Source organism: Pseudophaeobacter flagellatus, from assembly GCF_021228235.1.
Lineage (GTDB): Bacteria > Pseudomonadota > Alphaproteobacteria > Rhodobacterales > Rhodobacteraceae > Pseudophaeobacter > Pseudophaeobacter flagellatus.
Genome location: NZ_JAJQRG010000012.1, coordinates 1 through 22,876, shown reverse-complemented (window position 1 = coordinate 22,876; position 22,876 = coordinate 1). Strand labels below are relative to the sequence as shown.

Sequence of the window (22,876 nt, the reverse complement as noted above, 5' to 3'; positions counted from 1 at the left end):
GTTCGAAATATTCGAGCAATTTTCCTCTTAAATACCATTCCGCAAGCTATTCCCCTCTATGCCTTAAGTTGAAATTGACCGTCAGCTCGCTTAGGGTTGTCGCAAACAACTCTCCAAAGGAGCTTTTGGATTATGAACAAGATGATTGCAGCCCTGCTTCTGACAGCAGCCACCACAACCGCCAGCTACGCTCAGGCCGTCGATCCTGATGCTGTCTCCCCCACCGTAACCAACCAAGCCACTGGTGCAGGCGGTGGTGGTGCAGGCGGCGGTGGTGCTGCTGGTGGTGCAGGCGGCGGTGGTGCTGCTGGTGCTGGTGCAGGCGGTGGCCTTGGCGGGCTGGGTGGTGGACTCGGTATCGGAGCTGCTGCTGCTGCTGCTGCCCTTGTGATCGCAGTGGTCACCAATGACGATGAGAGCACAGGCACAACAACAACGACAACAACAGACTGATCCCAGTTGGGGTGACCTTGCCCCCAGAGACAGGCAGAAACTGAAACTGGCAGAAACTGGCGCAGTTTAGGAGAAGCTTCGGCGGGATAGGTCACACAGAGTCAGCAACACAACATTCAAAAGGCGGGTCTGAAAAGGCCCGCCTTTTTGTCACCGCCGCTTTGGTCCCGCGCACTCTGACTCTGTCGCAGCACTCTGGCCAAACCTGCAATTGTGCAATCCATTCAGCCTCCAGAACCTGTCGCGTTCATTTGGGTTTGCTAAAGATCCGGGATCAAGCCTTTCTGGCTTGCGGTGTCCAGATCATGCTGAAATTGCAATAACTCAACAGCACCAGCGCCATTTCAGCCCATGACTGCAAGGCAATCACGTACCGGCTGTATCGTCCCCTGGGGATTTACCAGGGGATTCAACTTGCATGTCGGCCAGATATTTGGCTGGTTTCACACAGCCAGGCGCCGCAATGGATTTGGCCACAAACTCGTGTTCTGGGGCCAAATATCAACGCCAAGATGGCGCGCTGCCTTGTCTCAAATTCAAAGCTTCGCTACCAATATCGCATTGTAATTATTGCTTGATAGAGTAGTTCTTGTGACCCCAAGCATCCCCATTCTTCTGTGCGGGGGCTCGGGCATCCGTTTGTGGCCGCTATCGCGCAAAAGCGACCCCAAGCAATTTGTCCCCTCTGAGGGGGAAGAGGCCTTGTTTCAGGCCTGGACACTGCGGGTGGTAAAGCAAGGGAACGGCGTTGATTTTTCCGCACCGATGGTGCTGGTCGAGGTCCAGACTGGCAGTTCCTGGAAAGGCTGCGCCCAGAACAGACGAACCTCTGCTGCCCTCGGGGCGGATACGATACAACGCAAAACAGGATGCCAACTATGAAAATTGCTGTTGCCGGAATTGGCTATGTAGGACTTTCCAACGCGGTGCTGCTGGCCCAGAACCACGAGGTCGTTACTGTTGATATCGCCGAGGATCGTGTCGCGATGGTCAATTCCAACCAGAGCCCCATCGCCGACCCCGAACTGGAAGATTTCCTTGCGACGCGAGATCTCAAGCTCAGCGCCACAACCAACGGAGCCGCCGCTTACCAGGATGCGGATTATGTGATCGTCGCAACACCAACCAATTATGACGCGCAGACCAACTCCTTTGACACCTCCACCGTCGAAGCTGTCGTGACAGAGGTCATGCAGGCCAATCCAAAGGCCACCATCATCATCAAATCGACCATTCCGGTGGGCTATGTACGCGGCCTGCGCGCCCGGCTTGCGACGGATCAACTGATCTTTTCACCGGAATTCCTGCGCGAAGGCCGCGCCCTCTACGACAACCTGCATCCCAGCCGCATCATCGTCGGAGAGAGATCCGAGCCCGCCCGGATCTTTGCCAATCTCCTGCTGGAAGGCGCCCAGAAGAAAGATGTCGAAATCCTCTTCACCGACCCGGATGAGGCCGAGGCAATCAAGCTCTTTGCCAATACCTACCTCGCCATGCGGGTTGCCTTTTTCAACGAGCTGGACAGCTATGCCATGGCCGGCGGCATGGATAGCCGTCAGATCATCGAGGGCATCAGCCTCGACCCAAGGATCGGCGGTCATTACAATAATCCGTCATTTGGCTATGGTGGCTATTGCCTGCCCAAGGACACCAAACAGCTGCTGGCCAACTACAATCACGTGCCACAGAACCTGATCCGCGCTATTGTTGACGCCAACCACACCCGCAAAGATTTCCTTGCCGATCAGATCCTGATGCGTGGGCCAAAAATCGTCGGCATCCACCGGCTGGTGATGAAGGCCGGATCGGATAATTTCCGCCAGTCGTCGATCCAGGGCATCATGAAGCGGCTGAAAGCCAAGGGCATCGAGGTCATTATCTATGAACCGGTAATGGAGGAAGACCACTTCTTCCACAGTCGCGTGATCCGCGATCTTGACGCCTTCAAGGCGGCGGCGGATCTTATTGTCGCCAACCGGCTGACCGATGACATTCGCGATGTGTCGGATAAGGTCTTTACCCGCGATTTGTTCGGCGAGGATTAAAAGATATAATGCAGACCGTTCTTGTCACCGGATCGGCCGGGTTTATCGGCTTTCACCTGTGTAGGCTGCTTTTGCAACACGGCTATCAGGTGGTGGGGGTTGATGCGCTCACGGACTACTACAGTGTCGCGCTCAAGCAAGCCCGCCATGCCATCCTGGCCAAGGAAGGGCAGGATAGCTTCCTTCCCGTCATTGGCAAAATCGAAGATCCGCAGCTCTTGATGGAGCTCTTTGCCAGTCACAAGCCGGACTATGTGATCCATCTCGCGGCGCAGGCAGGGGTTCGCTATTCGATAGAAAACCCTCGGTCCTACCTGGAAAGCAATATTATCGGGACGTTTGAGCTCTTGGAAGCGGCCCGGGCCTATCCGCCGCGCCACCTTCTGTTGGCATCGACCTCCTCTGCCTATGGCGCCAATACCACGATGCCCTATCGAGAGACCGCGCGCGCCGATCACCAGATGTCCTTTTATGCTGCCACCAAGAAATCGACCGAGAGCATGGCGCATTCCTATGCTCACCTCTATGGCCTGCCAACAACCATGTTTCGCTTCTTTACAGTCTACGGGCCATGGGGCCGCCCGGATATGGCCCTGTTCAAATTCACCAAGGCCATTTTGGAAGGCAAGCCGATCGACGTCTATAATCATGGCGATATGAAGCGGGATTTCACCTATGTCACCGATCTGGTCGAGGCGATCCATCTGCTGCTCGATGTGGTGCCGGAACCGCCTGAAAACGGTGTGGTTGAAGACGGCGACAGCCTATCGCCTGTCGCGCCCTGGCGCGTGGTCAATATCGGCAATTCAGACAGTGTGCAGCTCACCAGCTTTATCAAAGCAATCGAGGTAGCAACGGGGATCAAGGCGCAGCAGAACCTGATGCCGATCCAGGCCGGTGATGTGCCCGCAACCTGGGCAGATGCCGCGCTGTTGCAGCGGCTGACAGGCTATGCGCCAAAAACCGACATGGCAGAGGGGGTCGCGCAGTTTGTCGACTGGTACCGCAGCTACTATGGGGATCAGGCACCCTAAGGCCAAATATGGCGCCTATCAGGTATAATATCCCCTGCAATGTCCCAGTATTTGCTTTTATCTCCAGTAAACTGCGGGGTCTTTCGCCCGGACAGTCATCCATTGCCCCTTTTATGCAGGCTTTAAGGGCAGGATATTGAAATCCGCATGACCCGATCTGGCCTTATCGCAGCACCGATATGAAGGCTGGTTCCGCCTTTGGTGCCAGGTCGGCCGCCCACACAGCATCGGCCTGCTCCCAATACTCTCCTGTAGCCGCTGTTCCCCTGTACCCCACAGCAGGATATCGCTCACAGCGGCGGATCGAAACTGCGCCTCTGGCCCTGTACAAGCGGGGCTTTATGCTGGCACAACAGCCTGTCGCCGCAGGCCTGGGCTTTCTACGCCTGGCTGCACTCTGGCAGAAACGACATTCATGGGATGCAAAATGCGCAACTTATTTGGCACTGACGGGGTGCGAGGCACAGCCAATATCCACCCGATGACCGCAGATATGGCTCTGCGCATCGGCGCCGCCGTGGGGCGGTATTTCCGCCGCGAGGCCGGCGGCGTGCACCGGGTGGTGATTGGCAAGGACACCCGGCTTTCAGGCTATATGTTCGAAAGCGCCCTCACGGCCGGGCTCACCTCGACCGGCATGAACGTGCTGCTGCTGGGGCCGGTGCCAACCCCTGCCGTGGGGCTGATGACCCGTTCGATGCGCGCCGATCTTGGGGTGATGATCTCGGCCAGCCATAACCCGGCGCAGGACAATGGCATCAAATTCTTTGGCCCCGATGGCTTCAAACTCTCCGATCAGGCCGAAACCGAAATCGAGGCCCTGATAGACGCCGGCGTCACCCCGGCCCAGGCCCAGAATATCGGCCGGGCCAAACGCATTGATGACGCCCGCTTTCGCTATGGCGAGCGGGTCAAATCCTCGCTGCCGCGTGGCATTCGCCTGGATGGGCTCAAGGTGGTTCTGGACTGCGCCAATGGCGCGGCCCATCGCACCGCCCCCGAAGTACTGTGGGAATTGGGCGCTGAAGTCGTCCCCCTCGGGGTCAGCCCCGATGGGCTCAATATCAATCGCGACTGTGGCTCGACCCAGCCCGCAGCAGCGGCGGCGGCGGTGCTGGCCCATGGTGCCGATGTCGGCATCTGCCTGGATGGCGATGCCGACCGGGTGATCCTGATCGACCAGACCGGCAAGGTGGCCGATGGCGATCAGCTGATGGCCCTTCTGGCCAGCCGCTGGGCCCAGGCCGGAACCCTGGCCGGCAATGCCCTGGTGGCAACGGTGATGTCCAATCTCGGGCTGGAACGCCACCTGCAGGGGCAGGGGCTAAAGCTGGAACGCACCGCCGTTGGCGACCGCTACGTGGTGGAACGGATGCGGGCCGGCGGCTTTAACCTGGGCGGCGAACAATCCGGCCATATCGTGATGAGCGATTACGCCACCACGGGCGATGGGCTGATGGCCGGGCTGCATATGCTGGCCGCCCTGGTGGAAACCGGCCAGAGCGCCTCACATCTGCTGTCACAGTTTGATCCGGTGCCACAGCGGCTGCAGAACGTGCGCTTTACCGCCGGTCAAACCCCGCTGGAACTGGCCTCGGTCCAGGCGAGCATTCGCGACGCCGAAGCCGTGCTCAAGGACAAGGGCCGCCTGCTGATCCGCAAATCCGGCACCGAGCCGCTGATCCGGGTGATGGCAGAATGCGAAGACGAAGGACTGCTGAACACCACCGTGGCCGAGGTAGCCGCCGCAGTAGAAGCCGCAACCCGCTAGCCCATGCCATGCCTGCCAGATTTCATCTTACCGGAAATACCTCGGGGGAGGCCCAGAGGGCCGGGGGCAGCGCCCCCCTTCTTCCGCCCCCCCAATGAGACGGGTCAATAGGGGGCGAAATAGGGGAGACCCAGACAAGACCGCCGCCAAGGATTTCTCCTTGGCGGCGGTTGCTGCAACATGCCCTGATCAGACCCAGGCTCTTACAGCCTTTCGCGTTTGATGCGGAACGCCGTCATCACCCCTTGGGCCGACGTGGCTTGGCGCTGCCGCCCTTGGTGACCTTGGCCTCGGCGGTGCGGGCGCGGTTCTTCTTGCTATTGGATTTACCCTTGGGCGGTGGCGGGCCTTTGGGACCGCCGCGCTCCTCGCTTGGCTTGCCGCCAAACTTGCCCGCTGGCTTGCCTGCAGGTTTCCCGGCTGGCTTTTTTGCCCCCGGCTTGCCGCCATCCTTACGCCAGCTCTTACCGGGATCCCCGGCACCGGCGCGATAGCTCGGCTTGCTGTCAGCCTTGGCAGCTGGCTTACTGCGGGGGCCGACTTCGCTCACCACCGCATTGGGTTCGCGCGGTGCCTCGGGTTTATGGCGTGGGCGTTCGGAACGATCGCCGCGCGGCTTATCCCCGCCATAGGGTTTCTTGTCTTTGTAGCCACCGGCCTCGGCGCCGCGATGCGGGCGCTTGTCCTCATAGCCACCGGGTTTCCTGCCTGCGCCAGCTGGCTTGCGCGGTGCCGAAACACGGCCAGCCGGAATATTGGGCGGAGTGTTCAGGCGGGTCACCTTGGTGCCATCGTCCAGCACCATATCAGCGCCCATGGATTTCAAAAAGCCAGCCACATGGGTCTCGCGGATCTCGGCAAAGGTTTCCTCGGACTGGATGCGGATCGCACCGATATCGGCCTTGGTAATATCCCCGGCGCGGCACAGCATCGGCAACAGACGGCGCGGATCGGCCCCCTTGTCGCGACCGGTATCCAGCGAGAACCAGACACTGGGGCCAAAGGGCGCGCGCGGCTCGGGCTTGGCATTGGCCGCCGACAGCTCTTCCGGCGCCGAACGGCCGGCATTCCACAGCCGCAGATAGGCTGCGGCCAACTGCGACGGCGAAAATTCCTCGACCAGCTTGGCAACCATCGCCTCTTCGCTGGCGGCAGGCACCTCGCTCCAGGCGGGATCGGCCAGCATGCGTTCGCCGTCACGGTCCTTGATCATCTCGGCCGAGGGCGCATTGTCCCAGGTTGCGGTCAGCTTGGCCATCTTCAGCAGGCGTTCCGCCTTGCGGATGGATTTGGGCGGCACCACCAGGGCGCTGACGCCCTTGCGACCGGCCCGACCTGTCCGCCCCGAGCGGTGCAGCAGGGTTTCGTGGCTGTTGGGCAGTTCGGCATGCACCACCAGATCCAGGTTCGGCAGGTCAATGCCGCGCGCCGCCACATCGGTGGCGACACAGACACGGGCGCGGCCATCGCGCATCGCCTGCAGCGCATGGCTACGCTCGGCCTGGGACAATTCGCCAGACAGGGCCACCACGGAAAAGCCGCGGTTGGACAGGCGGCTCAGCAGCCGGTTGACCATGGCGCGGGTGTTGCAGAACACAATGGCATTGGGCGATTCATAATAGCGCAGCACATTGATGATGGCGTTTTCATCATCGCGGGCCGCCACCGACATCGCCTGATATTCGATATCGCTGTGCTGGCTTTTCTCGGCCACGGTAGAAATCCGCTTGGCATCGCGCTGATAGCTTTTGGCAAGGCCGGCAATAGCGGGAGGCACGGTCGCGGAAAACAGCAGGGTCTGGCGCTCGGCCGGGGATTCCCCAAGGATGAATTCCAGATCTTCGCGAAAGCCCAGATCCAGCATTTCGTCCGCTTCATCCAGCACCACGGCGCGCAAATCAGACAGATCAATAGAGCCGCGCATGATATGGTCGCGCAGACGGCCCGGTGTCGCCACGACGATATGGGCACCACGATCCAGGGCGCGACGTTCATCGCGCATATCCATGCCGCCCACACAGGAAGCCATCACCGCACCTGCTTCGCCGTACAGCCAGGCCAGCTCGCGCTTGACCTGCATCGCCAGCTCTCGGGTGGGCGCAATCACCAGCGCCAGTGGCGTGGCAGCGGAGGTGAATTTTTCATCCGCACCCAAAATCGTATCGGCAATGGCCAGGCCAAAGCCCACCGTCTTGCCCGACCCGGTCTGGGCGGACACCAGAAGGTCGACACCGGACAGGGCCGGATCAGAAACCGCCTCCTGTACCGGGGTCAAAGAGGAATATCCACGGCGCTCGAGCGCCAGCGCTAATGTCTGTTTCAAGAGATGATCTGCTTTTCTATTGTGGCGGAGGCCAAACCAGGGCTGCCGCACAAAGGGCAGGGCCCAGGCAGCAATTGGCCGCGTATAGGCCTTTCATGGCGCCATGTATAGGCACCGATTCCCGCCACCTATAGCCCGCTATCGCAGGTTCGGCCAGCCTGGTTTTGACCTCGGCTCTTTCCGCACCAGACTTTTGTGGCTGTACTTGCAGTCTGTGACACCATTCCGGATGTCGCTGCGCTTTAGTAAAATTATCGACTTTTGGTGCCGGTGCCCCCCGCAGAGAGGCTGATTTCACACCGCTACCATACGCGAATTTAACGATCTTGTGGCACAGTCGCCCCCAGAGATGAAAGGAAAAAGGAAGCGTTCATGTGGGGGATCCGCGTTGTGACAACTGCCCTATCAGAGCTGACCTCACTTTTGTCCCTCATCGGGGTCCTTGTGCTCTCGGGGCTTGTATCCTTTACCGCAGGGCGCGCCGTCCATGCCGATGTGATAGAGTTGCGCGCCGGCCACTGGTGCCCCTATGTGTGCCGTTCTGACACCAGCCACCCCGGCCTGTTGATCGAACTGACCCGCGAGGCCCTGGCGCCCTTTGGCCATGAAATCCGCTATGAGACGCTCAGCTGGTCGCGCAGCCTGACCCTGGTGCACACTGGCGCGGTCAATGGTCTGCTCGGGCCCGAGATGTACAAGATCAGCGGCCTGACCTTCACGCAGCCCATCACCCATCATCAAGAAGCCCTGGCCTTTCGCCGCGGCGAGGCCCGCCCCGTTCAGGTCCTGCAGGCCCTGCAGGACCTGCAACTGGGCGCAGTGCAGGACTATCGCTATTCCAACAGGCTGGCGCAATATATCGCTGAAAACCGCAACCGCCCCAGCCGGGTGCAGCTGATCAATGGGGGCGACACGGTCGCACGCAACCTGAAAAAGCTTTTAAATCATCGGGTTGATCTGGTGCTGGAGGCCCAGGCAGTGCTGGTCCATCGCGCCCGCCAGCTCGGCCTGTCCGATCTGATCGATATTCAGTCCTACAGCATGCCCCAGGCCATACGACTGGGCTTTTCCCCAGCCCTGCCAAGCTCGGCCCGCTATGTCCAGCAATTCAACGCAGGCCTGGCCCAGCTGAAACACTCAGGGCGCTACCACGAAATTCTGGTCCGTTATGGCCAGGCAGGGGCACTCCAATGAAGATTTTTCCACTGCAGTTTATATCCAGGCTGTCCTTTCGCATCCGCCTGTTTCTCGGGCTGATCCTTCCGGTTATTGTCATCCAGGGCATCGGCATCAGCTATCAGGCCCTGGACCACAAAGCCCATTTCATAGAGGGGCTGGAAACCGAGCACGACCTGGCGCTGCATTTTGTCAGCGAAGCCCTGGCCCGGCCCATGTGGGACTATGACAACAACCAGATTGAAAGCCTGGTGCAAAGCATCCTGCACGAGAGACGGACCGCCCGGGTGCAGATCTTTGACGCCGGTGGCACGCCGCTCTATGAGCAGCAAAAGCCAGACTATCATCCGGCCGCCGATGATCTGCAGGCCAGCCAACAAATCACCTATACCATCGGCGACCAGCTGCATGTGCTGGGCACGCTGGAGCTGACCCACACGCTGGCCGGTATGAAAGACCTGCTGAACAAAAACCTGCTGGGGCATATCGGCTCCTCGCTCTTTGTGCTCTTCATGATTGGCCTGGTGATCTATCTGGTGCTGCTGCGGCTGTCGCGTCCCATCGAGGCCCTGACCCGGACCCTGATCGACATGCGCCGTGATGATTTTGACGGCCCGATTCCCGGCCTGGAGCGTCGGGACGAAATTGGCCTGATGGCCCAGGCCCTGCACCAACTGTCCCAGAACAAACTTGAGGTTGCCGAGCTGCGCGACCAAAGCGACGAAAGCGCCCGGCGGGCGAACCGGCGGATCAATCGGGCGCTGCAATCCACCCGCGACGGGGTGCTTCTGGTCGATGAAACCGGCAAGGTGGTGCTGTGCAACCCCAATGCCGAGCAATTCTTTGGCGATGCCCAGGTCGGCCGACAACTGAACCTGCACTCCTGGCTGCCGGAAAACCTGGCCAACCATACCGAAGAGACAATTGAAAAGAACGAAAGCTTTGCCTTTGAGACCACCACCACCCACAACCGTTCACAACAGAGGCTCAACCTTCTGGTGCGCGGTGGCCCCATTCGCGACGAACACGGGCATTACCTTGGGGCGATGTTGCTGGCCTCGGATCATTCCGACCAGGCGCGGCAGGCAGAACGGGTACGCTTTCTCGCCGAACACGACAGCCTGACCGGGCTGCCCAATCGGCGGCTGATGGAGCAGACGCTGACAACCTGGCTGCAGCAGGACGGCGACGAGGTCTCTATCCTGCTGGCCGATCTGGATCATTTCAAACAGATCAACGACACGCTGGGGCATCCGGCGGGGGATGCGCTGTTACAGGTGGTGGCGCGCAAATTTGAAGCTTGCACCAATTCCTATGTTACGGCAGCCCGACTGGGCGGCGATGAATTTGCCATTCTGGTACGCGGCGGCGACAGCCAAAAGCGGATGAGCAATATCGCCAATCGCCTGGTCGAAGAAATGGCCCAGCCACAAGAGGTCAATGGCCAGGTCCTACACACCGGCATGAGCGCCGGCATCGCCACCCTGTCTGGCCCCCAAAGCACGCCCTCGGAAGGTATTCGCCGCGCCGATCTGGCGCTTTATGAGGCCAAGCGCGGCGGCCGTGGCATGGTCGAGGTCTTTCACGAAGATCTGGAGACAATCGTCAAACGCAAGAGCCTGCTGGAACGGGAATTGCGCGCCGCCCTGACCGAGGGAGACATCCGTCCGGTGTTTCAGATCCAGACCGACCTGGGCAGCGGCCAGATCATCGGGTTTGAAACCCTGGCGCGTTGGCATCACCGCCAGCTAGGCAGCATTTCCCCGGCCGAGTTCATCCCCATAGCCGAAGACAGCGGGCTGATCCGCGATCTCACCTATCAAATCATGATCCAGGCCTTTCACACGGCGGCCCGCTGGCATGATGCGGGGTTTCAGGGCCGGGTGGCGGTCAACCTGTCGCCAAAGCTGTTTGGCACCCAGGTTGATGAATTTGTCAATGACTGCCTCTTTGAAACCAATTGCCCGGCCTCGGCCGTAGAGGCCGAAATCACCGAAACCGTGGTGCTGGCCAGCGGTCAGTCTGCCCTGCGCGAAATCCAGGCCCTGCAGGAACTGGGGGTCACCGTGGCGCTGGATGATTTTGGCATGGGCTATTCCTCGCTCAGCTATTTGCAGAAATTCCCGGTCGACAAGATCAAGGTCGATGCGGCTTTTGTCTCCAAGCTGCCGGAATCCGAGGAAACCCGCGCCATCGTCAGCGCCATCGCCAAGCTGGGCCATGCCCTGGGCATGCGGGTCACTGGCGAGGGCGCGGAAACCGATGAACATCGTCTGCAGCTCAAGGCCTGCGGCGTCGACTATTTGCAGGGCTATTTCGACGGCCCGCCCCTGACCGAACGCGCCGCCACCGCACGGCTGTTTCCGGGACGGCAAGCGCGCAGCCTGCGCGGCTAGGCCTCCCCCTGTATCAAACACCGCCGACCGGGCGACTATGCTCAGGGGGGGCCCTCTCCCATGAACAGTTTTTGAATATCCACAAACGGGCTGCTGGCCAGCAAGACCTGCACCGCCTGCCAGGGGGCCGGGTCGGCGGCAATATGGTCATAAAGCCGCCGCTCGACCTGGAAATCATTCAGGTGCGTTTCGCTGCTGGCGGAAATCCAGGCCAGGTCGAGCATATCAGCCTGTGCCCCCATCAGGCGCAGCTCCACCCCCTCGGCCATCGGGGCCTCGGGCAGGCGGCGCAGCAGATCCAGCTTGGCCACCTCCCAAAGTGTATCGTCAAAGCCGATGTCCTGCAGCACCAGCTTTTCGCGCAGGGCCGGCCAGCCAAAGACCAGTCGCTGCTGCAGATCCTGCCCCACGCTCTGGGCGGCGGCGGGGGCCTGCGCGCCATAGCTCAGATCAAACACCGCCTGCGTGTCCGCGACAATGTCCAGATGATCGCGCAGCTGGCTGGCGGGCAGGGCGGCGATCCACTGATGCCGCCCCACATCCAGATAGTTGAAATCCGGCTCCAGCCGAAAGCCATGGCCGCATTCACTGCAGGTTGCGGTCTGGAAGCGATCCTCCAGGATCTCTGTGCGCAGATCCGGGCGCCGGTCCGCATTGACGCTGCCCACAGCTTCATAGGTGAACACGGCTGCACAGTTCGGGCAGGTCAGGTTCATCGGAACAAAAAGTGACATCCTCTACTCCCCTCAGACCAGTGTCTTCAGCCAGGCAACGGCCGGATGCTGATCTTTTAATTTTTTGCTGTGATAGGCTGCATATAACTCTGAGAACCATTCCCCCGGCGCCCGGAACTGATAGCCGCTGATGGCCTGCTTGCGGGCGGCAAAGGCATAGCTGCTCCAGCTGCCCCCCTTGTAACTTTCATGGTAGACGCGGCCCGCGATATTGAGCTTGGCGGCAATGGCAGCGCTTTGCCAGGGGTTATTCGTTGCCCGTGCCATATCTACATGGGCACAGCATTTGCTGCGCCGCTGTTCCCAGACTTCAGGGTCCACATCAGCCGGGCATTCCGGCTGGGCAGGATTGGCATTCCCGCTGGCATATTGTGCCACATAGTCCGCATCATAGCTGTAATGCCCGGCGATGGCATCGGCCACGGGTTTGACATTGCCCCCATGCTCCTGCCAGCCGCCATAGGTGGCATTGCCCGCCACCCCGGTCATGAAACTGCGCTGATCATCCACCGCATGCCCGGCTTCATGCAGGGTATTCCAGGAAAAGAAATCCACCTGGTCCTGATCGGCCGGCTCGCAAGCGGGATCGACCTCTCCCACCTCATGCGGGCGGCCAAAGCCATAGACACTGCTGAGACTGGCATTGCCCTCGCGCATCACCACCTCTTTGGCATCGCCCCCATAGTAAGAGCCCTTCTGGCTTTCCACATCCTCATAGCCAAAGATTTTCATCGAGGCATTGTCGCGGGTATCCTGCGGCGGCAGCACCGACATCACCTCATACAGACGGCGGATATTGGGACCCTTCTTGCTGCCGTCCGCCACCAGATTGCCGGCCCGGTGACGTGTCGCATCATCATCCACCGCCGCCGCATAGATATTGAGCTTGCAGCCATATTTGGCCTCAAAGGCCACCCGCAGGACCTTGCGCTGCACCGAAGCATCCAGCCCCTTGATCATCTCATCCAGCTGTTTGTCCCCATCCGGGCGTTCGAGGATCTTTTTGATATTTGCAGGATCCGGGGCCTTATTGTCGGCCATCTTATCCTTGGCCACCGCATCCACGGCCAGGGCCTGAGCCGTTTTCACATGGGCCTCGGCGCTGTCATGATCGCGTTTTGACGCCGCCGCACGGGCCTGCGCCACCTCGCCAGACAGGCGTTCCAGATCCGCGCGGATGGCATAGCGGTGTTCACTGCCCAGCAACGCCGCATGCTGGGTCTCCAGCGCGTCGCAGTCCTTGAGCAGCTGATCATGGCGCGCCGCCATACGCATCAGCGCATGCTGCTGATCCATCACCGCCTCGATTGCGGTGCTGGCGCTGGCCGGATCGCCGCCCGTCTGTGCGTCTTTCAGCGCCGCAGCGACCGCTGCCTTCAGCGCATCGGCATCTTCCGCAATGATGCTGTATTTGACAAAGGGGGCAGTGGTGCTGGTGATCCGGGCAATGACCCGCGTCGCCAGCTCTGCCAGATGCTTGTGATGGCTGATCTCCACCTGCAGGGCCTCGCAGGCTTTCAACGCGGCGGGAATCGCAGCTTTTGCCGCTGCAGGATCTGCTGTCAGCTGCTCCTCCACCGCATCAACCTGACTTTCCGCTGCCTCCAGCCCCTTGGCATATTCCGCCTCGCTTTCCCATTTCAGCGTATCAAAGACGGCGCGCAGATCTGCGATGGCTTTGCTGATGGCTGCGGTATCCTCTTCCTCGGCACCGTCCAGATCATCGCTGATCCCGGCCAGAGCTGCAGTGTTCTTGGCCGCCGCCAGCGCATCCTCGCAATCCTGTGGCAGCACATCCAGTAGCGCCTTGGCCTGGTTCATATGGCCCTGGGCGGCCAGCTCCATCATATTGGCATATTTGCCCTCGATCCGGGCAATCAGCGGGGTGATAAACTGCGCCTGGGCGTGATCCTTGACCGCCTGGATCTTGGTTGCAGCCGCCTGGCTGCCCTCGACAAAGAGCTTATAGCGCTTGCAGGCATCAATCACCGGCTGGCAATCGGTGGCCAGGGCCTCCATTTCAGGGCGAGCCGTGTCAAAGCGACGCTTGGGCACGGCAGTTTCAGCATGGGCCTGGGTATAGCGGGTCCGCAGCGCCGCGGCCTGGGCGGTCAGCCCGGCATTGGAGGAAACCCGCCCCGCCTCGGTCTCGGCCTCCTGCACCTTGGCTTCGGCGGCCGCGCGCTTGGGTTCATAGGCGGTGCGGGCCGCCAGAATGGCCTTGCCGCGATCAATGGCAAAAGAATCGTCATTTGCCACCTTGCTGGCCGCCGCAAAGGCACGCTGCTGCAACAGATTGGCAATCTTCACCTTGGCGGCGGCAATTTCGTCGCGCTCTTTCTGCACCAGCGGATCGCCCGCAATATTGACCTCATCGTCATAGATCCATTCCTGACGGCGCGTAATCGCGGTGACGTAATCCGCCCGCACCGCCTCATAGGCGGCGCCGCGTTTGGCATCTCCTTTCAGCTTGGCCAGTGCCGCTGCATATTTGCCTGCGGCCCAATCGGTATCAAAACTGGCGCGAAATCCTGCCACCTTGTCCACCTCGATCTGCAGGCTTTCCTTGGCATCAATCGGATTGGTATAGGTCAGCGCCCGGTCGCGGCTGCGGATAAGACGGCGTTCAGAGGCCGCAAGCTTGGTCTTGAGCGGCCCGGCCGCGATATAGAGCGCCAGCTTCTTGCGCGCGCCCGGCACCAGAGCCTGGGCCGCATTTACCTTTTCCAGGCCAGTGGCAAAATCCAGACCCGGCGCTTTGACCGCATCATCCGCCGCCGTCAGCAGCAGGGTGAGTGCCTGCAAATCGCTGGCCAGGCAGCTGTCATTGGCGTCGCTGCCAGTCTTGAGTTCCGTCTCTACTGCCGGGCGAATGGCGCTGCGCAGGCTGTCAAATGCACCTTTGCAGGCCGTCTGTTGCAACACCGCCTCCAGCTGCTTGATCGCCGCGTCCAGATGCGCCCGCACGCTGTCCAGATCGGGGCTGGCCCCCATCGAGGCGGTCCGGCCCTTTTGCGCCTCGGCCGCGGCTGCGGCGCGCAGAGTGGCAAATGTGCCGTCATCCTTGCCAGCGACAAATTTTTCCAGTTCGCCATAGTTCTTGAAGGCCGCCACCACATCGGTATCAACCGCCGCCAGCACATCGTCCTTTTTCAGCTTGGCCATCTCGGCGCGCATCTCGATGAGGGTCTTGGCCACATCCGCCGTTGCATCCCCTGCGATGACGCTTTCCTTTGCGCTTTTGTAATCGCGCGCCGCCGCTTCGGTGCTGGCCTGGCGCAACTGGCTGTCACAGATGGCCAGTTCATCAATCGCCGCCGCTGCCTCGGGCAATTTGCGCAGCTCTTTCAGCCGGGCCTCCAGCACATCGCGCCTGGTCTTATAGGAAAGATAGTCATCCGCCCGGGTCTTATAGGCAGGCCAGTCGCCCTGATTGGCCGCCAGGATCCGGGTGGCGCTGTCAAATTTGCGCATGATCGCATCCGAGGCGGCGCTGGCAGACTCTGCCTCCATCCGGGCAATCACATCGTCGATGCCCGCCTTGCCGGCATGGGCCTTGAAATCATTCAGCTTGGCATCAAAGAGCGCGCGCATATCCACATAGGCCTTGGCCTTTTTACCGCGCGCCTCAAGGTCATTGCATTCGCGCCGCGCCAGCGTCAGCTTTTCAGCCGCCTTCACCACATCCGGCTCTCCCCCTGGCTGGCTGGCATCATAGGCCGCCTGGCAGCGGTCGATCCCGGCCTGCAGCAGTGCCTTCACATTGGCGGGCAGGGCGTTGAGCTTGGTCAGGGCGGTGTTCACCTTGCCCAGCAGAAAGGTTGTTTCTTGTTCCCGATCCAGCAGCAGATCCACCTGATCGGCCAGCGCGGGGATCTTGTTCATCAGCCGCACCGCCGCCTCATAATCTTCACCGGCGGCCTTGGCGACGCCTTCGTCATAGGTGGTGCCCAATTCATCAATGCAGGCTTGGATCGGTGCCCGGGGGGATGCCTTGGTGCGGCGCGGGGTGACCAACACCAGCCGGTCGGCCTGGATCTTGCGGTAATGGGCGAAATCATCCGCCAGGGCCTCCAGCGCATCGCCCCGGCTGAGAAAAGACACGATGCCACTGGCCGCTTTCTTGAACTCAAACCGAGCGGCATCGGCCTCAGCTGCGGCAATCTCGGCCTCCATTTCTGCCAGTTTGGTCTTGACCGGGTCGACACCTTTCAGCGCATGGGCCTTGATCGGCACCAGACGGGCGGCAAACAGCGGCTGCTGCTGGTCCCAGGTCTGCTTGTCCAGGGTCAGCTGTTTAATCTTTGGCTCAAGATCGCCCAGCAGCCCCTCGGCCTCTTTGGCGTCCTGCTCGATCTCTGCGGCCTTTTTCTCCGGTGCCGGGCTCAGCAGAGCCTCAGCCTGGCGCAGCACAGTGGCCCAATCCTCTGGGTTGGGGCTGCCAAAGGCGGCGATCAGCCCTTCAATCCGGGTCAGCCCACCCCGGGCCGCATCAATTTTTTCCAAAGCCTGCTTTTTCACCGGGTCATCGGTGCTCTGCGCCAGTGGATCGGCCTCTGGTGCGGCTTTTGGTGCAGCCTCTGGGGCGGCTTTGGGACTGGCCTCTGGCGCCGTCTTCACAGCCGCCTCTGGTTCCGCCACTGGGGGAACAACTGGGGGAACCTCGGGCGCCACCTCCGGTTCCGGTTCACTCTCTGGGGCGACAGCTTTCTCCTGCGGCGGAGCCGGGGTTGAGGTCGGCCCGGCGGCAACCCCTGGTTTGACCTTTTGCGCAGAGGCCGGTGTCGTCTCACTGTCCAGAAGCGGGCGCAGGCGGCCCGCAATCATATTGGCGGTGTCAAAATCACCGCCCCGGGCCGCCTTCAGCGCCATTTCCCAGGCCGCCGCAACCTTGGCGGCCCGCGGGTCCTCGCGGTTCTGCAGCTCTGCCACCACAGGACCATAGAGCGCCACGGTCTTATCCCAGGCGGCCCCGGTCTGAGCGCTGTCATCCCCGGCATCCATTGCCTCGGTGGCGGCACTCTTGGCGGCAACAGCGGCCTGCGACAGCAGCGCCGAAAGCGGCCCGACGGCTTTCAGAGCTGCCCCAAAATCCCCCGCGCTGGCCTTGCCCTTGGCAAAGTCCCAGACCGCCTTGATCTTGTTGAGATCCCCATGACCGGCTGTCAGGGTCTTTTGCACATGCGGGTCCAGCTTGGCAAAACTCGCCTGCCAGCGCGCCGCCTGCGGATCTGGATCTGCCGCCTGCGGGTCGATGCTCTCGGCACTGGGCGGCGTACCGGGCGGCGTACTGGGGGGGGCACTGGGATCAGAACTGGGGGCAGAGGCCGCCTTGGATTTTTCAATCTGCTGCAGCGCCTTTTCCAGTTTCTCCAACAGCGCCGCCGCCTTGGCAGGATCGCCCTTGGCCAAACTCTGCACCGCCAGGGTCAGCCCCTCGGTCAGCTTGGCCCGCACCGGCCCGTCCTCCAGGGCGGCAATAGCCTGCTGCAGGCCCTTGCTGCGCGTCTTCAGCGCCGGCTCTGGGCCGCCGGGATCATCCTGCGCGGCCCCAGGCGCAGGCGCGGCCTCAGCACCGGCAGCCGGGCCGGGGGCTGGATTTTCCGCCCCCACGGCCGCCTGATCCGCTGCCTGATCTTCGGCTTCCAGCGTGAATTCCGCCTCTCCGGGGGCCTGCACCGCCAGCTTCATCGTCAGATCATTGCTGCGAAAGAAGAGACGGAAGTTTTTCACCAAACCGGCCGGCGGGTCACTGCGGCAGGCCAGTTTTACCACCTGGCCATCCACCGTCAGGGTGCCGTAGCAAGATTTTTTCGGCTGCACGCCCGGCATTTTCTTGACCTGCAACAGCAGTTTGTCGCCGCCCCGCTCTTTATGCATGATCAGGGCACAGTCTTCCGGCTTTTTACCCAGGGCCAGCGCAAAACTCAGCTCTTTGTTGCGGGCCAGTTTGAGCTTTTTCTTCAGTTCCTGCGCGGATTCCTTGTCTAGCGGCACAACATTCCCCCCAACCAATTAACAGATAACAAACATAAAATTCGATAATACCGGGGCCGCAACACGACGCCGCTCCCCATAAGATGCACTCAGATCCCGGTTCGGTCCAGTTTTTTACCACCCCGCAAGGGCCACCCCGCGGCAGGACCGGATCAGCCAGCCGACAAGAGCACACCAACAGCAGCAATAAAGACAGAGAAGGGCAGGCGGCGAAAACGCAGACGCAGGGCCAAAGGGCCCCGCGCCTGGTAAAGAGTTTGGTACTGAAAAGAACTTGTCGACACACCACCACTCACGGTTAAGCAAAACTGTCGGACTCGTCCGAAGCTTAGACACTCGCCTTCACGTGTCAATATGATACTTTAAATCCCACCCTGTTTGCCTTTGGGCTGTTTACTTTTTCAGCATCTTCGGCAGACTCGGCCTGTCATGTCGATCTCGGCCTCGCAATCAGACGCAGCACTTTTTACAAAGGCGGCTCTATGCTGGGCAAGGCCCAGCACGGATTGGAGAACGGCACCAAAGATGTCACTGATTTAAAGTTAGAAAGCTTATGTCTGAAATTTCAAAACTGGTGGAACTGAGAAAACTGCTCTTGGACATGGAAGATTCCATGGGCCTGCAAGAGCTCTCCCCGGTTGAACGCGACATCTATTATGTGGCCAGCGATCATGTCGGCAGCGCAGGCACGGTGAAAACCACCACCCTGCAGGACCATGCCCTGCTGGCCAATGTGTCACGGCCAACCTTTTTCAGGGCGCTCAAATCCCTGCAGGGCAAGGGCTATCTGGAACACTGCAAAGACTCTGTCCGGGGCTACTATACCGTCAAGACCCCGGCGAAATAACCCTCAGGGGGGAAACTGCGAGAGGGCCAAGTTGGCACTAGGACAAACAGGGACATTGCAAAGGCTGGCCACAGAGACATGCATTGTCTCGCTGGCCTATCTAAGTGCCTTCTTTGTCACCTTTGAAATCCTGATGCCGGTACAAAACCTGTTTTTTGCAAACTCTGCCCACTTTGCCAGCCTGTTGTTTCTGCCACATGGGGTGCGGGTGCTAACGGCCTGGCTGCTGGGCTGGCGCGCACCGCTGGTGCTGCTGCCGGGGGTGGGTCTTGTCTTTTTCTATGTGGCCGGCTGGGCGGCACTGACGCCAAGCCGACTGGCCGCCATTGCCATTGCCGTCTGCATACCCACCCTCTGTTTCCAGCTGCTGCGCCTGCTAGGCCACGATCTCAGCCCCGCCCCGGACAAGCCCCCCTGCTGGCCCTGCATCATGGCGGTTGGGCTGGTGATTGCGATCGGCACCTCGCTGCTGACCAACTATGCCTTTGGCAGCCCACCGATGGATTATGCCGCCTATCTGATTGGCGATATCAGCGGGTTGTTTTTCCTGATGCTGATCTTGATGGTGATCTTTCGCAGGATGCGCAGCTACGGCCTATAGCCTGCGCCGGTCCCTGGCCCCAATGCGTTCAACCTGCCTGGCGCAGCGCCCCGCCCTGGCCTGTGAGCTGGCCTGTGATCTGGTCGGCGGGCTGATCTGGCAGCATGGTCCCCGCGGCCCGATCTGTGCGGAACCCGCCAAGCGCCGCATCCATCGCCTGCGCCTCTTGTGACAGGCCAATACTGGAAGAGGTGACCTCCTCGAACAGGGCTGCGTTCTTGGCAGTGGCATCGTCCAGATTGCCCATCGCCGCGTTGATTTCCTTCAGGCTGCCCGATTGTTCCGAAGAGGCGCTAGAGATTTCCTGCATCAGGGCCGCAGCCCCGGTGACCGAGGTCGAAATCTCGCCGATGACCTCGCCGGTGCGGGCCACCAGATCGGCGCCCATCTCGACGTTTTCACCGCTTTCAGCCACCAGGCTGGCAATCTCGGTGGCCGCTTCCTTGGAGCGATACGCCAGGGTGCGCACCTCTGATGCCACCACGGCAAACCCCTTGCCCACATCCCCGGCCCGCGCCGCCTCGACCCCGGCATTCAGGGCCAGAAGATTGGTCTGCTGGGCGATACTGTCGATCATGCCGATGATCTGGGTAATCTTTTGCGAACTCTCCTTGATGCCTTCCATGGCCGCATGGGTGCGCTGCACCACATCCAGGCTTTCGCGGGCATTGCGGCGGGCCAGCTCGACCGAGGCCGAGGCCTCGCCAGAGGCAGTGGCCGTCTGGGCAATCGAAACCGAGAGCTGGTTCACCGCCGCGGCCGTGCTGGCCAGGGTCTGGGCGGTGCGTTCCGAGCGTTCCGACAGATCCCGCGAGGCGGCAGAGATTTCCGAGGTGCCGCCGGCAATGGATTTGCCGCTGAGACTGAGGCTGCTGACCGATTTTGCCAACCCTTCCAGCGCCGCGTTGAAGTCATCGCGCAGCTTGGCATAGCCGGCGCTCATCTCATCCTGGATGCGAATGGTCAGATCGCCCTGCGACAGCTGTTCCAGGCCCCGCCCCAAGGCGGCGACTGCAGCAGTCTGATCGGCATGGCGCTTTTCGCGCTCGGCCTCGGCGGTCTTGGCGATCTGCTCTTTTTCCACCAACCCGTTGCGGAACACCGACAGCGCCCCGGCAATGCGGTAGATTTCATCGCTGGCCCGCTCGAACCCGGTCACCGGGCTCAGATCGCCCTCGGCCAGATGTTCGGTGGTTTCACTGATCCTGGCCAGGGGGCGGGTGATCAGCAGCCGGGTCAGCAACAGGGCCAGGATCACCACCCCGCCAGAGAGCAGCATCAACAGCTGCATGCGGTGCTGGGCGCGGGTCATATCCAGGGTGATCCCATTGGCCATTTCGGCAATTTCAGCCTGGCTGACGGTGCCCAGTTCAGTGGCGTGACGGACAATGCTCAAGACCACCTCGGCGGTCTGCTGCGAGGCCAGGCCAGCGGCCTGATCCGCCTTGAGCGATCCCACCTGAAACGCCGCCAACCCCTGGGTCGGATCGGCCAGGGCAATCAGCCCTTTCAGTTCAGGTGCCAGGCTGCCATCGGCAAAATCAACATAGCTGGCCAATGCTTCGGCGGCCTTTTGGAACGGCGCGATACTGGCTTCGGCTTCGGCGACATCCGTCGCGGCAATGACATCCAGTGCTGCCAGTTGAAAGGCGCTGATGGCACCATTCACCCGCAAGAGTTCATGCAACACCCCGACCTGATTATCCAACAGGTCCTGAATAGCCGCTTCATTATTGTCACTGGCCTGGCTGGCGGCGATCGACAGGGTAAAGACCATCTTGTCCAGGGCGCGCGACAGCGGTGCCGAACTGGTCCGGCGCGCCTTCATCACGACTTTTCGGCTTTCCTTTTGTTCCTTGCGGCTGGCGTTCAAGGTGCCTTTGAAAACCGCAACCCCGGCCCGGACCTGCTTGGCACCAAAGGCATCCAGGCCGATCTCTTCCAGTTGATCCATCACCGGCTCCAGATGGGCCAGGGCCTGCGTGGCCATTTCTTCCAGCGCCTTGCGGGTTTTCACATCCCGCACATGGCCAAGCGCCAGGGCGGCGCCCGACAAAAGATTGATATCGCCGCGCGCTTCCAGCAGGGCCTGCAAGCCGCCGAACTGTTTCTCCACCAGATCGCTCAGCACGCCGTCCACCTCCTGAATGGTCTCGCCACCGCCCTGCATCAGATTGCTATAGGCGATATCGGCCACTCCCAGCAATTTCTCCTGGAGTGCTTCGCTATAGCCCTGTAGCTCGGCGGTCTGGGTGTCGATCCAGGCCCGGTTGCGAAAGGCGCTGTTGCGCGCGGTCAGCAGGCTTTGCAGGGTCTCGCTGACCTCGGCGGCCTCGGCCCGGAACCCCGTCTGGGCACTGGCGGGCAGAGTACCGATACTGGCGTCCAGATCAGCGGCGGCCTGGGCCACGCTCTCTTTGGCGCTGGCCAGATCGGCCTCGTTCTGAGACAGCAGAATCCGGGTCATGGCATTTTTGCTCTGGTTGGCGGCCACGCCCAGCCTCTGGCTCAGCTCCAGCTGCGGTAGCTTTTGCCCCGACAGCTGCTGCATCTGGCTGCCCACCTCGGTAAAGACCAGCGACACCAGCACCCCGCTCACCGCCGAAGCCGCCCCCATGGCCAGGAGGATCAGAGTGATCTTGGCGCCAATGCTGGAGAAGGGCCGCCATGCACGGGTCGCCTTGGCGGGTTTTGCTACCGGTTTGTCTGCTGTCATGATCTATTTCGCCTTCACCTATTCGGTGCCCCCCGTCACGCAGGTCGTGGCACAGCCTGGGCCAGATCACCCCAAGAGGGAGGCAGGCCTTGTTACAGCCAAGCCATAAGAGAGTAAAAAAACCATGAGGGACGGCAGGAAAGCCATGAAACTTTTAGCGGATTGGCGCGCCGCAGACGGGCGGCCGGTTCTGGATCGTGCCGGGTGCCTGAGCTGGGCTTCAAACCTCCAGCCCGTTCTTTTGGTGGCATTTTTGAGCCCTGTTTCTGCGCCTTCGGCCCCCGCGCGACCCGAATTTTCGGCCCCTGTTTGAAAAGAAAGGCCTGCCACCAATCGAAACCATGGCCGTCATGCGCGAACCGGTCCAATGGCTGGGCAGCTGGTTTCGCTATCGTCAACGCCCGGCGCTGCAGGGCCGCCCCAACAGCGCCGCCGGTGTCAGCTTTAACGACTTTGTTTCGGCCTATCTTTCCAAAGATCGACCTGCCTATGCCAATATCGCTCAGCAGTCAGATTTCATCACGGATAAAAACGGGGCGCTTCTGGTCGATCACCTGTATTTCTATTCTGACCTGCCTGCTGCGCTTCAATTTCTAGAAAAGCGTCTGCAGCAGACAATCACTCTGCCGTTGGTCAATAAATCCCCTCAAAGGGGCGGCGAGGATATGTCCCTGTCACCAGAGTTAACCGCAGAACTGCACAGGGCAAACGCCCTGGATTTCGAAATTTATGAGGCGCTACAAAGCGGAAACCTAAGCCGTCTCCGCTAAACGTATCTGCGAC

General features: G+C 60.8%; 13 protein-coding genes and 1 pseudogene. 10 read left to right on the top strand and 4 right to left on the bottom strand.

The features are described from left to right. The first annotated feature begins 132 nt into the window (after window positions 1–132). The 5 genes and pseudogenes from LRK71_RS18310 to glmM all read left to right on the top strand — a co-directional run bounded on the left by LRK71_RS18310 (window position 133) and on the right by glmM (window position 5,303). On the top strand, window positions 133–453 hold the full coding sequence (locus LRK71_RS18310) for a hypothetical protein (RefSeq protein WP_232405413.1): 321 nt from the start codon (window positions 133–135) through the stop codon (window positions 451–453). A gap of 591 nt (window positions 454–1,044) precedes the next feature. Then, window positions 1,045–1,227: pseudogene (locus tag LRK71_RS18305) on the top strand (sugar phosphate nucleotidyltransferase); the annotation flags it as partial. A 104-nt stretch (window positions 1,228–1,331) separates the two neighbouring features. Then, complete coding sequence (locus tag LRK71_RS18300; protein ID WP_232405412.1) at window positions 1,332–2,498, top strand: nucleotide sugar dehydrogenase; 1,167 nt, start codon at window positions 1,332–1,334, stop codon at window positions 2,496–2,498. 8 nt (window positions 2,499–2,506) lie between these two features. After that, window positions 2,507–3,532, top strand: a complete 1,026-nt coding sequence (locus tag LRK71_RS18295) for an NAD-dependent epimerase (RefSeq protein WP_232405411.1) — start codon at window positions 2,507–2,509, stop codon at window positions 3,530–3,532. Window positions 3,533–3,959: 427 nt separating this feature from the next. After that, window positions 3,960–5,303, top strand: coding sequence for a phosphoglucosamine mutase (gene glmM, locus LRK71_RS18290; protein WP_232405410.1), 1,344 nt, complete (start codon window positions 3,960–3,962; stop codon window positions 5,301–5,303). Between the two features lie 238 nt (window positions 5,304–5,541). Here glmM and LRK71_RS18285 read toward each other — a convergent pair whose 3' ends face one another. Further along, window positions 5,542–7,626, bottom strand: coding sequence for a DEAD/DEAH box helicase (locus tag LRK71_RS18285; protein ID WP_232405409.1), 2,085 nt, complete (start codon window positions 7,624–7,626; stop codon window positions 5,542–5,544). 372 nt (window positions 7,627–7,998) lie between these two features. Here LRK71_RS18285 and LRK71_RS18280 point away from each other — a divergent pair, with 372 nt between their 5' ends. Together LRK71_RS18280 and LRK71_RS18275 are read left to right on the top strand one after the other, a co-directional pair. After that, complete coding sequence (locus LRK71_RS18280; protein ID WP_232405408.1) at window positions 7,999–8,820, top strand: substrate-binding periplasmic protein; 822 nt, start codon at window positions 7,999–8,001, stop codon at window positions 8,818–8,820. After that, window positions 8,817–11,198 carry a putative bifunctional diguanylate cyclase/phosphodiesterase gene (locus LRK71_RS18275; RefSeq protein ID WP_232405407.1) on the top strand — a complete coding sequence of 794 codons (2,382 nt, stop codon included), beginning with the start codon at window positions 8,817–8,819 and terminating at the stop codon, window positions 11,196–11,198. The genes LRK71_RS18280 and LRK71_RS18275 overlap by 4 nt, the downstream gene beginning before the upstream one ends. Before the next feature lie 41 nt (window positions 11,199–11,239). On the opposite strand, the gene LRK71_RS18270 is transcribed toward LRK71_RS18275, so the two are convergent. Both LRK71_RS18270 and LRK71_RS18265 read right to left on the bottom strand, forming a co-directional pair. Beyond that, window positions 11,240–11,932 carry a CpXC domain-containing protein gene (locus tag LRK71_RS18270; RefSeq protein WP_232405406.1) on the bottom strand — a complete coding sequence of 231 codons (693 nt, stop codon included), beginning with the start codon at window positions 11,930–11,932 and terminating at the stop codon, window positions 11,240–11,242. Between the two features lie 12 nt (window positions 11,933–11,944). Further along, window positions 11,945–17,929, bottom strand: coding sequence for a hypothetical protein (locus LRK71_RS18265; protein ID WP_232405405.1), 5,985 nt, complete (start codon window positions 17,927–17,929; stop codon window positions 11,945–11,947). Between the two features lie 553 nt (window positions 17,930–18,482). Here LRK71_RS18265 and LRK71_RS18260 point away from each other — a divergent pair. Next, window positions 18,483–18,776 (top strand): hypothetical protein, encoded by a 294-nt coding sequence (locus tag LRK71_RS18260; protein ID WP_232405404.1) that lies wholly within the window; start codon window positions 18,483–18,485, stop codon window positions 18,774–18,776. A gap of 31 nt (window positions 18,777–18,807) precedes the next feature. Next, window positions 18,808–19,377: a hypothetical protein gene (locus tag LRK71_RS18255; protein WP_232405403.1), complete on the top strand. Its 570-nt coding sequence runs from the start codon at window positions 18,808–18,810 to the stop codon at window positions 19,375–19,377. A gap of 28 nt (window positions 19,378–19,405) precedes the next feature. Here LRK71_RS18255 and LRK71_RS18250 read toward each other — a convergent pair whose 3' ends face one another. Continuing rightward, complete coding sequence (locus tag LRK71_RS18250; protein ID WP_232405402.1) at window positions 19,406–22,093, bottom strand: methyl-accepting chemotaxis protein; 2,688 nt, start codon at window positions 22,091–22,093, stop codon at window positions 19,406–19,408. Window positions 22,094–22,443: 350 nt separating this feature from the next. Here LRK71_RS18250 and LRK71_RS18245 point away from each other — a divergent pair, with 350 nt between their 5' ends. Further along, complete coding sequence (locus tag LRK71_RS18245; RefSeq protein WP_232405401.1) at window positions 22,444–22,863, top strand: hypothetical protein; 420 nt, start codon at window positions 22,444–22,446, stop codon at window positions 22,861–22,863. Window positions 22,864–22,876 lie beyond the last annotated feature (13 nt).

Excerpts from the sequence above, each read along its gene's own strand:
- LRK71_RS18310 (WP_232405413.1), top strand. The coding sequence starts at position 133 with ATGAACAAGATGATTGCAGCCCTGCTTCTGACAGCAGCCACCACAACC.
- LRK71_RS18275 (WP_232405407.1), top strand. The coding sequence starts at position 8,817 with ATGAAGATTTTTCCACTGCAGTTTATATCCAGGCTGTCCTTTCGCATC.
- glmM (WP_232405410.1), top strand. The coding sequence starts at position 3,960 with ATGCGCAACTTATTTGGCACTGACGGGGTGCGAGGCACAGCCAATATC.
- LRK71_RS18300 (WP_232405412.1), top strand. The coding sequence starts at position 1,332 with ATGAAAATTGCTGTTGCCGGAATTGGCTATGTAGGACTTTCCAACGCG.
- LRK71_RS18280 (WP_232405408.1), top strand. The coding sequence starts at position 7,999 with ATGTGGGGGATCCGCGTTGTGACAACTGCCCTATCAGAGCTGACCTCA.
- LRK71_RS18260 (WP_232405404.1), top strand. The coding sequence starts at position 18,483 with ATGTCTGAAATTTCAAAACTGGTGGAACTGAGAAAACTGCTCTTGGAC.
- LRK71_RS18250 (WP_232405402.1), bottom strand. The coding sequence starts at position 22,093 with ATGACAGCAGACAAACCGGTAGCAAAACCCGCCAAGGCGACCCGTGCA.
- LRK71_RS18270 (WP_232405406.1), bottom strand. The coding sequence starts at position 11,932 with ATGTCACTTTTTGTTCCGATGAACCTGACCTGCCCGAACTGTGCAGCC.
- LRK71_RS18245 (WP_232405401.1), top strand. The coding sequence starts at position 22,444 with ATGCGCGAACCGGTCCAATGGCTGGGCAGCTGGTTTCGCTATCGTCAA.
- LRK71_RS18295 (WP_232405411.1), top strand. The coding sequence starts at position 2,507 with ATGCAGACCGTTCTTGTCACCGGATCGGCCGGGTTTATCGGCTTTCAC.